General features: G+C 71.6%; 12 protein-coding genes. 9 read left to right on the top strand and 3 right to left on the bottom strand.

The annotated features are described in order from the left end of the window. The first annotated feature begins 97 nt into the window (after positions 1-97). From ACQPZZ_RS34140 to ACQPZZ_RS34105, 8 genes are all read left to right on the top strand, one after another. Positions 98-739, top strand: coding sequence for a sigma-70 family RNA polymerase sigma factor (locus ACQPZZ_RS34140; RefSeq protein WP_432925901.1), 642 nt, complete (start codon positions 98-100; stop codon positions 737-739). Continuing rightward, positions 736-1,002, top strand: a complete 267-nt coding sequence (gene rsrA, locus ACQPZZ_RS34135) for a mycothiol system anti-sigma-R factor (protein ID WP_432925899.1) — start codon at positions 736-738, stop codon at positions 1,000-1,002. The genes ACQPZZ_RS34140 and rsrA overlap by 4 nt, the downstream gene beginning before the upstream one ends. Positions 1,003-1,198: 196 nt before the next feature. Next, positions 1,199-2,116 (top strand): NAD-dependent epimerase/dehydratase family protein, encoded by a 918-nt coding sequence (locus ACQPZZ_RS34130; protein WP_432925897.1) that lies wholly within the window; start codon positions 1,199-1,201, stop codon positions 2,114-2,116. A 45-nt stretch (positions 2,117-2,161) separates the two neighbouring features. Continuing rightward, positions 2,162-3,094, top strand: coding sequence for a hypothetical protein (locus ACQPZZ_RS34125; protein WP_432925895.1), 933 nt, complete (start codon positions 2,162-2,164; stop codon positions 3,092-3,094). Positions 3,095-3,446: 352 nt separating this feature from the next. After that, complete coding sequence (locus ACQPZZ_RS34120) at positions 3,447-4,802, top strand: HD-GYP domain-containing protein (protein ID WP_432925893.1); 1,356 nt, start codon at positions 3,447-3,449, stop codon at positions 4,800-4,802. After that, entirely contained in the window at positions 4,799-6,088 is a 1,290-nt protein-coding gene (locus ACQPZZ_RS34115; protein ID WP_432925891.1) for an HD-GYP domain-containing protein, read from the top strand. Before ACQPZZ_RS34120 ends, ACQPZZ_RS34115 begins: the two co-directional genes overlap by 4 nt. Positions 6,089-6,221: 133 nt before the next feature. After that, entirely contained in the window at positions 6,222-7,556 is a 1,335-nt protein-coding gene (locus ACQPZZ_RS34110; RefSeq protein WP_363647024.1) for an acetyl-CoA carboxylase biotin carboxylase subunit, read from the top strand. A gap of 31 nt (positions 7,557-7,587) precedes the next feature. Continuing rightward, positions 7,588-7,800, top strand: a complete 213-nt coding sequence (locus ACQPZZ_RS34105; RefSeq protein ID WP_363647025.1) for a biotin/lipoyl-binding carrier protein — start codon at positions 7,588-7,590, stop codon at positions 7,798-7,800. 44 nt (positions 7,801-7,844) lie between these two features. Here ACQPZZ_RS34105 and ACQPZZ_RS34100 read toward each other — a convergent pair whose 3' ends face one another. Beyond that, entirely contained in the window at positions 7,845-8,222 is a 378-nt protein-coding gene (locus ACQPZZ_RS34100) for a thioesterase family protein (protein WP_363647026.1), read from the bottom strand. Between the two features lie 486 nt (positions 8,223-8,708). Here ACQPZZ_RS34100 and ACQPZZ_RS34095 point away from each other — a divergent pair, with 486 nt between their 5' ends. Beyond that, positions 8,709-10,463, top strand: coding sequence for a serine/threonine-protein kinase (locus ACQPZZ_RS34095; RefSeq protein ID WP_432925888.1), 1,755 nt, complete (start codon positions 8,709-8,711; stop codon positions 10,461-10,463). A 48-nt stretch (positions 10,464-10,511) separates the two neighbouring features. Here ACQPZZ_RS34095 and ACQPZZ_RS34090 read toward each other — a convergent pair whose 3' ends face one another. Continuing rightward, a complete protein-coding gene (locus tag ACQPZZ_RS34090) occupies positions 10,512-12,158 on the bottom strand; it encodes an acetolactate synthase (RefSeq protein WP_432925886.1) in 1,647 nt (548 codons plus the stop codon). Between the two features lie 157 nt (positions 12,159-12,315). After that, positions 12,316-13,314 carry a biotin synthase BioB gene (bioB, locus tag ACQPZZ_RS34085; RefSeq protein WP_432925884.1) on the bottom strand — a complete coding sequence of 333 codons (999 nt, stop codon included), beginning with the start codon at positions 13,312-13,314 and terminating at the stop codon, positions 12,316-12,318. Between the last annotated feature and the right edge of the window lie 7 nt (positions 13,315-13,321).

Genomic DNA, 13,321 nt, shown 5'->3' with positions numbered 1-13,321 from the left:
GCAGTTGGGCATGAAGACGTTGGTGCTGCCAGAAGGCCTCGACGGGCTGGACGTTGCCGGGCCGGTATCCTCGGCTGGGTACGGTGTCCTTAAGGGGGTGGGTCCGGTCTCCAAGACAGCCGAGGAGACTCTGGAGCAGCGCAGCCAGCGGTTCGAGCGCGACGTCATGCCGTTTCTCGACCAGCTGTACTCGGCCGCGCTCCGGATGACCCGAAACGCAGCGGATGCGGAGGATCTCCTTCAGGAGACCTTCGCCAAGGCCTTCGCTTCCTTCCACCAGTTCCAGGAGGGGACGAACCTCAAGGCCTGGCTCTACCGCATTCTCACCAACACCTTCATCAACAGCTACCGGAAGAAGCAACGGGAGCCCAAGCAGGCGGGCACCGAGGAGATCGAGGACTGGCAGCTCGCGCGGGCGGAGTCGCACACGTCCAGCGGGCTGAAGTCGGCCGAGATCGAGGCACTCGAGCACCTTCCCGACAGCGACGTGAAGGACGCTCTCGCCGCGCTCCCCGAGGAGTTCCGCATCGCCGTCTATCTGGCCGATGTGGAGGGCTTCCCGTACAAGGAGATCGCCGACATCATGGGCACGCCCATCGGGACCGTGATGTCGCGCCTTCACCGTGGCCGCCGGCAGCTGCGCAACCAGCTCGAGGACTACGCGCGCGAGCGCGGTCTCGTGCGGCCCGACTCCCGCGGCGCGGGTCTCGGCGGGACGCTTGGCGAGGAGGAGCGATGAGCTGCGGGCAACACCACGACACCCCGTGTGACGAGGTGCTCGAACGGGTGTACACCTACCTGGACGGCGAGCTGGACAACGACCGCATCGCCAAGATCAGGAAGCACCTCGACGAGTGCGGCCCCTGCCTGGAGGAGTACGGCCTCGAGGAGGCCGTCAAGCGGCTCGTGGCCAAACACTGCGGATGCGACCCCGTCCCGCAGGACCTGCGCGCCAAGGTGCTCAGCCGGATCGAGCAGGTACGCGCGGAGATGGCCGACTAGGGAGTATCCCCGGGGGATGACGGCCGGGGCGGTCCGGGCCCTCGCCGCGCTCCGTCCCCGTGCTCCGCGCCCCTGCTTCGTGCCCGTGCTCTGTGCCCGCGGCGGGGTGCGGCGCCCCACGTGCCGAGACGTGATCGGGCCGGACCGGGGCGACGCTCGTTAGGATCTTCCGTTACAGGCCGGGAAGGGCGGGGACATGCGGGCACTGGTCACGGGCGGGGCGGGGTTCATCGGATCCACCCTCGTCGAGCGGCTGTTGGCGGACGGCCACGAGGTCGCGGTGGTGGACGACCTGTCGTCCGGGCACGTGCGCGACCCCGAGGTCCCCCTGCACGTCATGGATGTGCGTGACCCCGCCCTCGCGGATCTCGCCAGGCGCTGGCGTCCGGAGGTCGTCTGTCACCTCGCCGCGCAGATCAGCGTGCGCAGGAGCGTCGCCGACCCGTTGACCGACGCCAGGATCAACGTCGAGGGCACGGTGAACGTCCTCGAGGCCGCCCGCCGCGCCGGGGCACGCAAGGTCGTCTACGCGTCCTCCGTGGCCGTCTACGGCAGGCCGGCCGTGATCCCGGTCCCGGGTGACGCCCCCACCGATCCCCGCTCGCCGTACGCCGCATCCAAGCTCGGCGGCGAGCTGTACCTCGCCACCTATCGGGCGCTGTACGGGCTCGAATACACCACGCTCGTGCTGTCGAACGTCTACGGGCCGCGCCAGTCGCCGGAGGGCGAGGCCGGGGTGGTCGCCATCTTCACCGACGCCCTGCTGACCGGAAAGCCCACGGTCGTGTACGGCGACGGCGCCCACACGCGTGACTACGTCTTCGTCGAGGACGTGGTGGACGGCTTCGCCCGCGCCTGCGGGCCGCAGGGCGACGGCCGCCGATTCAACCTCGGCACCGGCGTGCAGACCACCGACCGTGAGCTGCACACCCTGGTCGCCGCCGCGGCCGGAGCGCCCGACGAGCCGCGCTTCGAGCCCCCTCGCATGGGCGACCTCCCCGCGATGGCCGTCGACCCCGCTCCGGCGTACGAGGCCCTCGGCTGGCGCCCGCGGCACGACCTGCCCACCGGCCTCAAGGCCACGGTCGAATGGGCCCGCCGGGCGCTCGTCTGACCGGTTCCGCTGAACCGGACGGCCGGGTCCGCACGTCTCAGTGATGTGACACGTTCGCAGTGGGCCCTCGCCGCCGTCGTCGCCGTCGTCATGGCCGTGGCCGTCTACGGGGGAGTCGCACTGGCCCGGCACGCGGGCCGGTCGAGCGCGGTACCGGACGCCTGCCCGCGGCACTGGGAGGACGAGGGCATCGGCGGGTGGGTGCCGGCCGGCCCGGACGTGGACGGCGCGGACAAGTCGCTGGTGCCCGGCTCGCCGGTACGGGCGCTGATCTGCGCCTACCCCGGCGTCAACACGGATCCGGGCGGCGAGCGGCTGGGCGGGTCGCGGACGCTGACGGACCAGGCGGCGGCGATGGCCCGCGACCTCGCGTACCTGCCGGTCACCACCGGCGAGGTCGAGCACATCTGCACCCTGGCGGGCGGGCCGATGACGAACTACCTAGTGCGCTTCGCGTACGCCGACGGCTCGGCGCTGTGGGTGGGCAGCGCCGAGGAGGTGAACTCCTGCGTCACGACGACGAACGGCGAGGCCCGGACCAGCTCGTACGTCGGGACGGCCCTGACCGCCGCCTATCGGGGAGGCACGTGGAGGATGCCGCGGCCGGACGACCCCTGCCGGGGCGGAGGGGACCGGCGGGGGCAGGAGGACGCCATGGTGCCGGAGGAGCCGGAGTGGGTTCTCGTGTGCCTGGACGGGGGCGAGAAGTGGCCGCCCAGGCGCGAGCACGGCGCGGCGGCGGCCCGAAGGCTCGCCGCGGTGCTCGACGACCTCGACACCGTGCCGAGCGGGCACGGGTGCCAGGGGGGAGGCCCGGAGGCGGACGACCGCGAGTACCGGCTCGTCTTCGGGTACGCCGAGGGACCACCCGCCGGCGTTCGGGTCGCGTACGGCTGCACGCCGGGCGTCGACAACGGGATGCTCCAGGCCGACGTGGGCGACGACGTCCGCCGGCTGATGGCACGGCTCACGCCGTGAGAAGGCCGTCGGATCGACGTCACGGCCGTCACGAGGCGGGGAGAAGGCGCCGACAAACCGGTGCAATTGCACGCGGCGTGATTGCTTGGTTACGGTTTGGCTGCGATGGCCGCGACATCCCGGAGGGCGCGCCGGCCCTTCTGTAGCCTGAGTGCGACATCGACGTGGAGGCGGCGCAATGCTAGGGAAGACCGTCGTCAGGCTGATAGTGGCGCTGGCGCTGCTCACTCCGGTGGTCGCTCTGGCCGGTCTCGCGGCCGGTACCCCGGGGATCTCCTGGACGTAGTCACTGCCCGTGGGCCGGTCCGGCAGGGCCGGCCCACGGGTCCGATCCGCATTCAAGGTGGCCGCAATGCGGGAACTTCCGTGGCCCGCCAGGGTCTACTTCGTCGCACTCGTCGGAACCGCCGGCTTCGTGATCGCGCGCGGTCTGCTCGCGCATCGCGGGCTCGCGGCGGAGGACTGGTCCACGCTTCTCGTCCTGGCGTTGCTCTTCCTGCTCTGCGAGTCGGTGCCGACGCTGCTCAACGTGCCGCACGTCGCCGTGTCGGTGAGTTTCTCCGCCGCGCTGGCCGCCGTGGTGCTCGTCGGCCCGGAGGGCGCCGCCCTGGTCGGACTGGCCGCGGTCGTCAGCGTGCGCCCCGGCCTGCCGGTGGTGAAGCGGCTGTTCAACGGCGCGCAGTACGCCCTGTGCGGCTACGCCGCGGGGTGGGCCTACCAGAGCGCCGGAGGACGGGCCGCGCTGCCCGAGCCGGCCGACTTCCCCGGCATCCTCGTGCCGTACGCCGCGGCGACCGTGGTCTTCGTGGCCGTCAACTTCGCGCTGACCGCGGTCATCCTGCGCCTCGCGTCCGCGGTGCACAGGGACGAGGTCTCGCTCCGCGCGATGGTGCAGTTCCTGAGCTCCTACGTCGGCTTCGCCACCTTCGGCCTGCTGATCGCGGCCCTGTGGTCGACGGTGCAGTCGATCTCGGCCGTGCTCGTGCTGCTGCCGCTGTTCGTGGCCCGGTGGGCGCTGGGGCATTACCACGCCGAGCAGCGCGCGTACGACGCGACCATCGCGGCGCTGTGCCAGGCGGTGGAAACGAAGGACTACTACACGCGCGGACACTGCACGCGGGTCTCCGCCGCATCCTCCATGATCGCCGAGGAGATCGGCATGGGCACCGAGCGGCTGCGTGCGATCCGGTACGCCGGGATGCTCCACGACGTGGGCAAACTCGGCGTGCCGACCAAGGTGCTGCAGAAGGACGGGCGCCTGACCGAGGAGGAGTACGCCGCGATCCAGCTCCACCCGATGCGCGGACTGGAAATCGTGCGGGGCATCGACTTCCTCGACGAGGCGTTCGCCGGGATCATGCACCACCACGAACGACACGACGGCAAGGGGTACCCGATGGGGCTGGCCGGGCCGGAGATCCCGGAGTTCGCCCGGATCATCGCGGTGGCCGACGCGTTCGACTCCATGACCTCCGACCGCTCCTACCGCAAGGCCAAGCCGATCGAGGTCGCGGTGGCCGAGCTGCGCAAGAACGCGGGCACGCAGTTCGACCCCGACATGGTCTGCGCGTTCGTCAAGGCGCTCGACCGGCACGGCTGGGACCTGGCCCAGCCGGTGCCCGTCCCGCCGGACGACGCGGCCGTGGAGACCACGGTCAAGGACCACGACGACCCGACGACGCCCATCCAGGTGGTGTCGGAGCGATGAGGGAGCGTCGGCTGACGGCCGGGCCGGTGGGGCTCGACTCGGGCCAGCTCCTGCTCATCTGCGCCGCCGGGATGCTGACCGTGGCGGGGATCGCCCACACCGCGGCCGTGGGGCTGACCGACCCGCGGGTCGCCATCGGGTTCGGCGCGCTCATCGCCGCCGGTGAGCTGGCCCGCCTCACGATGCCCGGCAACCGCGAGGTCGCCCCGATCTCCACCGCCGCCTCCCTCGGGTACGCCCTGCTGCTCGACGTGGGCGGACGGCCGGCGCACCATTCGGCCCTGCAGGTCGTGGCGGTCATGTCGGTCGGCATGATCGCCGGTGGGCTGCCCCACCTGGCGGTCGGCCGGCCGCCGCGTCTCGACGCGATGGCCCGGAGGTTGCTCGCCGGGTCGCTGCTCGCCTTCGCCTACCGGCCGCTCGCCGGTCCGCTCGGCGACATCGCGCGCGACGCGGGAGACCGGCACGGCAACTGGTGGCCGGCGCTCGGCGTCATGGCGGTGCTTGTCGCGATCATGCTCGCGGCCGACGTGGTGATCGCGGCCATGCTCCGGGCCGACCAGGTCAGGACCGCGTTCGGCGTCGCCGTGCGGGACGAGATCAGGATGGGCGCGCCGCTCGGCGCCGCCGTGGCGGCGTCGGGCATCCTGCTCACGCTCGCCTCGCACAGCATGGACATGACCGCACTGCCCGCGTTCGCCGCGCCGCTGCTCGTCACGCAGGTGGCGTTCCGCAAATACGCCGGCATCCGGGCGACCTACCTGCAGACCGTGCGCGCGCTGAGCCGGGTCACCGAGGTCGGCGGGTACGTCGAGCCCGGCCACTCGCGTCGCGTCAGCCAGTTGTCGGTCGCCATCGGCCGGGAGCTGGGCATGGCGGAGCCGCAGCTGCTTGAGCTGGAGTACGCCGCGCTCATGCACGACATCGGGCAGCTCTCGCTGCGCGATCCGATCCCCGGCGGCGCGACCGTGCTGGCCGCCCCCGCGCAGGCGCGGCGGATCGCGGAGCTGGGGGCCGAGGTGATCAGGAAGACCGGCGTCCTCCACGGCGTCGCCGAGATCGTCAGGCGGCAGTGCGACACGCTCGGCGACTCACCGCCGATGGCCAGCCGCATCATCAAGGCCGCCAACGCCTACGACGACCTCGTGGGCGGCTCGACCGACAGGGACCGGGTGGCGGCGGCCCTGGAGCGGCTGCGCCTCGACGGCGGCTCGGCCTACGATCCGGGAGTGGTGGAGGCGTTGGCGCGCGTCGTGGACCGCCTCGTGCTCGTCACACGCTTGTAGCAGACGTAGCATCACGACGTCTGTAACGCCACGCCGGAACAGCCGTTATTGTGGCGACCCTACAGATTCAGCCCCCGCGTTCAGTCGGAACGGTCGGCAGGCCGGAGCGGGGGATCACCTTAGAGTTGGCTGCGTGTTCGACTCAGTTCTCGTCGCCAATCGTGGTGAAATCGCCCGCCGGATCATCCGTACGGTGCGGAGCATGGGGCTGCGCGCGGTCGCGGTCCATTCGGAGGCGGACGCCGACCTGCCGTTCGTGTGCGAGGCCGACGACGCCGTGCTCCTCGGCCCCGCGAGCCCGGCCCAGAGCTATCTCGACATCGACAAGGTCCTTCAGGCCGCCCGGACGACGGGAGCCCGGGCGGTCCACCCCGGCTACGGCTTCCTCGCGGAGAACGCCGCGTTCGCCCGCGCGGTGATCGACGCCGGTCTCGTCTGGATCGGACCGGACCCCAAGGCCATCGAGCAGATGGGCGACAAGATCAACGCCCGCAACCTGATGGAGGCGGCGGGCGTGCCGGTCGCCGCCGGGACCAGGGAGCCGGTGTCCGACCTCGCTCAGGCGGAACGGGCCGCCAGGGAGATCGGATACCCCGTGATGGTGAAGGCGGCCGGCGGGGGCGGCGGCATCGGCATGGGCGTGGCGCGCGACGACGCGTCGCTGGCCAAGGCGTTCGAGCAGGCGTGCCGGGCGGCCGCCCGATTCGGCGGCGAGCCGGCCATCCTGCTGGAGCGCTACATCGAGCGGGCCAGGCACGTCGAGGTGCAGATCCTCGGCCTCGCCGACGGCACCGTGGTCGCCCTGGGCGAGCGGGACTGCTCGGTCCAGCGGCGCCACCAGAAGGTCGTGGAGGAGAGCCCGTCTCCCGGCGTGACCCCGGAGTTGCGCGAGCGGATGCTAACCGCGGCAGTACGGGCCGGAGAGGCCGTGGCCTACCGCGGCGCGGGCACGGTGGAGTGCCTGGTGGACGCCGACGCCCAGGACTTCGTCTTCCTCGAGATGAACACCCGCCTCCAGGTGGAGCACCCCGTCACCGAGCTCGTCACCGGCCTCGACCTCGTGGAGCACCAGATCCGCATCGCCGCCGGTGAGACCTACACAGTCGAGCCGCGGGTGAGCGGGCACGCGATCGAGTTCCGTGTCTACGCCGAGGACCCCCGCAGGTTCCTGCCCGGGCCTGGCAAGATCGGTGTGTGGGAGGAGCCGGTGGGCGAGGGGGTGCGCATCGATTCGGGATACACGGCGGGCAACACGGTCACGCCGTTCTACGATCCCCTGATGGCCAAGCTCTGCGTCGTCGGCGCCACCCGCGAGGAGGCGTTGCAGCGGGGTCGCGAGGCCGTCGCGGCGTTCCGCGTCGAGGGCCCCAAGAACAACCTGCCGTTCTGCGCCGAGCTGCTTGACCACCCCGAGTTCGTGAGCGGGGACTACGACACCGGGCTGATCTCCCGGATGAGAACAGCCTGATTTGCTGGATTACGTTGAGGGGAGTTGCCGGGTGGCCGAGGTGCGCGCCGAAATGGTGGCGAACGTCTGGAAGATCGTCGTGAGCGAGGGTGATGTCGTCGACGAGGGCGACACGCTCGTGATCCTGGAGTCGATGAAGATGGAGATCCCGGTTCTCGCCGAGGATGCCGGAACCATCGCCAAGCTTCAGGTGAAGGAGGGCGACGTCGTCCAGGAGGGAGACGTCATCGCCGTCATCGAGTAGGGGCGCCGTCAGAGGAGGAAACCGCCGGTCGTCCGGCGGGGCGTTCAGAGACGGGACAGGAACCGGTCACGGTCGACGACGACCCGCTCGATCGTGCCCGTGGCGACCAGCGCGCCGGTCTTGTCGACGGCCCTGACGGAGAAAACCAGACGCCTGCCGTCCACCTCCGTGAGCTCGACGCGGATCTCGACGTGCATCCCGACTGGGCTGGGCAGGCGATGCTCGATCAGCACCCTGGTCCCCACCGTGGTCTGCCCGGGCTCCAGGTGCGGCTGGACGGCCTTGACCGTCGCTCCCTCGGCGAACGCCAGCAGCCGCGGCGTGCCGAGCACCGGCACGTCGCCGCTGCCGACCCGGATCGCCGTGTCCCCGCGCTCCACCATGATGAGGACCTCGGCGCGCAGACCTGGAGCAACACTCATGCGGGTCAGCCTATTGGGTGGCGATTCCCCGATACTCCCGGCCGACAGGCAACTAAAAGGGGCGTTGAAGCGTCTTAATCGGCAGCGGGGGCTTCCGTCATGCTTTCCGGGTGACGGAGGCGGGCAGCGGTTAGGGTGGTCATCTGTGGACTTCTACTGCGATCACTGCGGCCATTCGGCCGGAGACGGTGATCACGCGGCCTGCCTGGCCGCCAGGGTGATGGAGCCACCGCGTTACTGCCCGCACTGCCGCCGCCGAATGATCGTCCAGGTCACGCCCAGGCACTGGACGGCTCGGTGCTCGGTGCACGGTAGTACGGGCGGATAACAGGTAGGCTCGACGTCCGACCCCCGAGCCTGGATCCCTTGGTCTTACAGGGTTCCGTGATCTTGTCGTTATCTACCCGCGACACGAACCTGCTTTGTTGGACACCTTCGGGGGTCGAGTGACTTAGGGGGTACGGGGCGCAGATGGTGGCCCAAGGCATGACCCTGGCTGGGCGTTACCGGTTGGACGCCCGGCTCGGCGCCGGGGGCATGGGCGAGGTATGGCGAGGCGAGGACACCGTCCTCGCACGCACCGTCGCCGTGAAGGTGCTTCTTCCCGGTCGCCTCGACGACCCCGGATTCGCCGTCCGCTTCCAGGGCGAGGCCCGGGCGATGGCGACCGTCAACCACCCCGGCGTCGTCGACGTCTACGACTACGGGGTCACCGAGGTCCCCGGCGACGGCTCCACCGCGTACCTGGTCATGCGGTTCGTCGACGGAGAGCCCCTCGACCGCCTGCTGACCCGCCTCGGGCGCATCGGTGCCGAGCCCGCGATGGAGCTCATCGCGCAGGCCGCCTCCGCGCTCCAGGCCGTGCACGAGCGAGGCATCGTGCACCGGGACGTCAAGCCGGGCAACCTGCTGGTGCGTTCCGACGGCACGCTCGTGCTCACCGACTTCGGCATCGCCCGTGCCGACCAGGGCAGCCGTCTCACCGACGCGGGCATGGTGCTCGGCACCGCCGCCTACTGCGCGCCGGAGCAGGCCGAAGGCGCTCCGGTCACTCCCGCCGTCGACATCTACGCCCTGGGCGTGGTGGCGTACGAGTGCCTGGCCGGGCAGCGTCCTTTCGACGGCGACTCCCCGGTGACGATCGCGCTCAAGCACATCCGCGAGGAGCCGCCGCCGCTGCCGCCGGACGTGCCGCCCGCCGTCCGGGCCATCGTCGAGCGGGCCATGTCGAAAGACCCGGCGCGCCGCTGGCCGTCCGCCGCGGCGATGAGCCAGGCGGCCCGGCAGTCGGTGCTGCCCCACAGCGCCGGCATGCAGGGCGCCGGGATGCAGGGTGCCGGCATGCAGGGTGCCGGGATGCACGCCGCCGGTATGCAGGGCGCCGGGGTCCCGGATGCCATGCCCGTATACGGCCCGCAGGGCCTGGCGGCGGCCCCGGTCGCCGACATGGGCGCGGGGGCCCCGCAGCTTCCCGCCGGCCCGGCCACCCAGGCGGGTGGTCCCTACGCCGGCGTGCCGGAGGCCCTCCCGTCCACCGGCCACACCTACCGCGTCACCCGCGAGTCGTGGGACGACGCCCCCGCCGTGCCTCCGACGACCGTCGGCACGCCGCAGCAGGGCGCCCGTACGGCCCGGCGCGCGGCGCAGCGGGCCAAGAAGGGCCGGGGGGTGCCGGTCGTCGCGGCCGGGGTGGCGGGGGTCGCCGTCGTGGGCGGTCTGGCCGTGCTCGGCATCAACATGGCCTCCGCCGGGCCGACGGCTCCCGAGTCGCCCGCTCCGTCCCTGACGGTGGAGACCACCGACCCGCCGAGGCCGTCGCCGACGCGGACCGCCACACGGCACTCACCCAAGCCCACCACGCAGCTCCCCGTGGAACAACCCAGCCCGCCCAGGAAGAAGCCGAGCCCCACGCCGAGCCCGACTCCCAGCCCGACACCGAGCCCCTCCGCCTCCCCGACGCCCTCGCCCAGCTCGACCAAGGGCATGGTCAAGGTGCCGCAGCTGCAGGACCTTCCGGAGAGCTCCGCGCTGGCGCGGCTCAACATGCTGGGTCTCACCCCGAAACCCGTCTACGACGGCGAGGGACAGTGCAAGGGGACGGTCGTCAGCCAGAAACCGGCGTTCGACACGCTCGTGAAGGAGGGCACGACGGTCACGTTCACCGTGAAGAAGGACTGCCCGCCTCCCTCGCCCAGCCCGTCGCCCAGCTCTGTGGCGAGCCGCAGCCCCGCGGCAGGCTGAGGCCCGAGGAGCCCCGCGAGACGGACGTACGCGGGGCTCCGCCGGAGGTCACACTCCGGTCGTGGTACGCGGGTAGGCGATCGCCGGGTCGGTGGCGATGTTCACCAGGTAGGGCACGCCGGAGTCGAAGGCGCGCCGCAGCGCGGGGCCGATCTCGCCGGGCGACGTGACGAGCTCCCCGCCGCCGCCGAGCGCGGTGACGACCTGGTCGTAGCGGCACTGCGGCTGGAGCTCGGCCGCCACGTCGTAGCCGTACAGCATCTGCATGGGGTGTTTCTCCAGGCCCCACATGCCGTTGTTGCCACAGATCATGACGACCGGCAGACGGTGGCGGACCAGCGTGTCGACGTCCATCAGCGAAAAGCCCGCCGCGCCGTCGCCGAGCAACAGCACGACCTGGGACGACGGCCTCGCCAGCCGTGCCGCGATGGAGTAGCCGAGCCCGGTGCCGAGGCAGCCGTACGGGCCGGGGTCGAGCCAGCTGCCCGGCCGGCGCGGCTCGACGTACTTGCCGGCGTAGGAGACGAAGTCGCCGCCGTCGCCGATGACGACCGCGTCGTCGGCCAGCACCTTGTTGAGCTCGCCGTAGATGCGCATCGGGTGGATCGGGTCGGCGTCCGACTCCAGCAGGGCCGCGTCCTGCGCGATCGCCGCCGTCGTGGCCTCGCTCAGCCTGCTGACCCACGGCTCGTACGCCTTGGGGTTCACCCCGGCGGTCCCGCACGCCGCCGACAGGCCCCAGAAGACGACCGACAGGTCGCCGGCGGTCGAGCCGGACAGGCCGGTGTGGGTGGCGAGCTGGGAGGGCGCGTCGGCGATGTGGACGACCCTGGCGAGGGGCGCGCCCTCCTTGCCGCCGAACCAGCCGTACGCGAGCCGGAAGTCGAGCGGGGTGCCGACCACGATGACGAGGTCGGCCTGACTGAAGGCGACGCCCCGGGCACGGGTGACGAGCAGCTCGTGCCCGGCGGGCAGGATGCCCCGGCCCTGGCCGTTGGGAACGACGGGCAGGCGCCACTCCTCGGCGAAGTCCCGCGCGGCCTCCTCGGCGCGCTCCATCCAGACGTCCGAGCCCAGCACCAGCACCGGGCGCTCGGCCTCGGCGAGCAGCCGCGCGATGCCGGCGAGGGCCTCGGGATCGGGCTCCAGCGGTGACGGGGTCAGCGTCTCCGAGACGTACTCGGGCGACGGGGAGAACAGATCGTCCATGTAGACGTCGAGGAACACCGGGCCGCGATGCGGAGCCAGGGCGGTCCTGAAGGCCATCTCGACGTCCTGCCCGATGGAGTCCGCGCCCGAACCGGTGAAGGCGAGTTTGGTGATGGGCTCGAACAGCGGCGGATGGTCCATCTCCTGCAGGGCGCCGGAGCCCCAGCGTGAGCGCGGAGCGCGCCCGCCGAGCACGACGACCGGGGAACCGTTGAAGTGGGCGGTGGCGACCCCCGAGACGCCGTTGGTGACGCCGGGACCGGCGGTGAGCACGGCGAGGCCGGGCCTGCGGGTCAGCCGGGCCGTCGCCTCGGCCGCGAACACCGCGCTCTGCTCGTGGCGCACGTCCAGGATGCGCATGTTCTGATGGACGGCTCCGTCGTACAGGGGGAAGACGTGCCCACCGGAGAGCGTGAACATGGTGTCCACGCCGTAGGCCTGGGAGACGGCGACCGCGATGTCGCCTGCGTGTTTGGGGGACTCCATAGGGTGAAACCTACCAGTCGGTCAGTAACCGGAACAGATGGGCGGCCAATGCCCTCCAGCCACAGGAGAACGTCGGTCACCTCCGCTGATGCCCGATGTCGTCGCGGCTACTCCGCCCCCGCGGACTGGGATTCCAGCCGACCGCCCGTCGGCGGCCTCAGAGGGTCTGCGAGAGCGCCTTGATGGGCATCTTGAGGTCGGCCAGCAGCTCCAGGTCGCGCTCGGGCGCCCGGCCCAGGGTGGTCAGGTAGTTGCCGACGATGATGGCGTTGACGCCGCCCAGCATGCCGTCCCTCGTGCCGAGGTCGCCCAGGGTCAGCTCGCGGCCCCCGGCGTACCGCAGGATCGTCCGCGGCAGGGCGAGGCGGAACGCGGCGATCGTCTTCAGCGCCTCGGCGCCCTCGACGAGCGGCCGGCCGGCGAACGGAGTGCCCGGGCGGGGGTTGAGGAAGTTGAGCGGCACCTCGTCCGGCTCCAGCTCGCCCAGCTGGGCGGCGAACTCGGCCCGCTGCTCCGGGGTCTCGCCCATGCCGACGATGCCGCCGCAGCACAGCTCCATGCCCGCCTCCCGGACCATGAGGCAGGTGTCCCAGCGTTCCTCCCAGGTGTGCGTGGTGACGACGCGGGGGAAGTGCGACCGGGCGGTCTCCAGGTTGTGGTTGTAGCGGTGGACCCCCATCTCGGCCAGTTCGTCCACCTGCGTCTGCGTGAGCATGCCGAGCGAGCAGGCCACGTTGATCCCGACCGCCTCCCGGATCGCCCGCACGCCCTCGCGGACCTGGTCCATCAGCCGCCGGTCCGGCCCGCGTACGGCCGCCACGATGCAGAACTCCGTCGCCCCGGTCGCCGCCGTCTCGGCGGCCGCCCGGACGAGCGAGGGGATGTCGAGCCAGGCCGCCCGGACCGGGGAGGAGAACTGCCCGGACTGTGAGCAGAAGTGGCAGTCCTCCGGGCAGCCGCCGGTCTTGAGCGAGACGATCCCCTCCACCTCGACCTCGGGACCGCACCACCTCATCCGCACCTCGTGCGCCAGGGCGAGCAGGCCGGGCAGCCGCTCGTCCGGCAGGGTCAGGCACTCCAGCACCTGGGCCGCGTCGAGCCCCGTCCCCTCATCCAGGACCTGAACGCGGGCGATATCCAGGATGTCGGTCGTCATTCGGCAC

The organism is Microbispora sp. CA-135349 (assembly GCF_050947365.1).
Classification (GTDB): domain Bacteria; phylum Actinomycetota; class Actinomycetes; order Streptosporangiales; family Streptosporangiaceae; genus Microbispora.
This window is presented reverse-complemented; position numbering and strand designations above follow the sequence as displayed.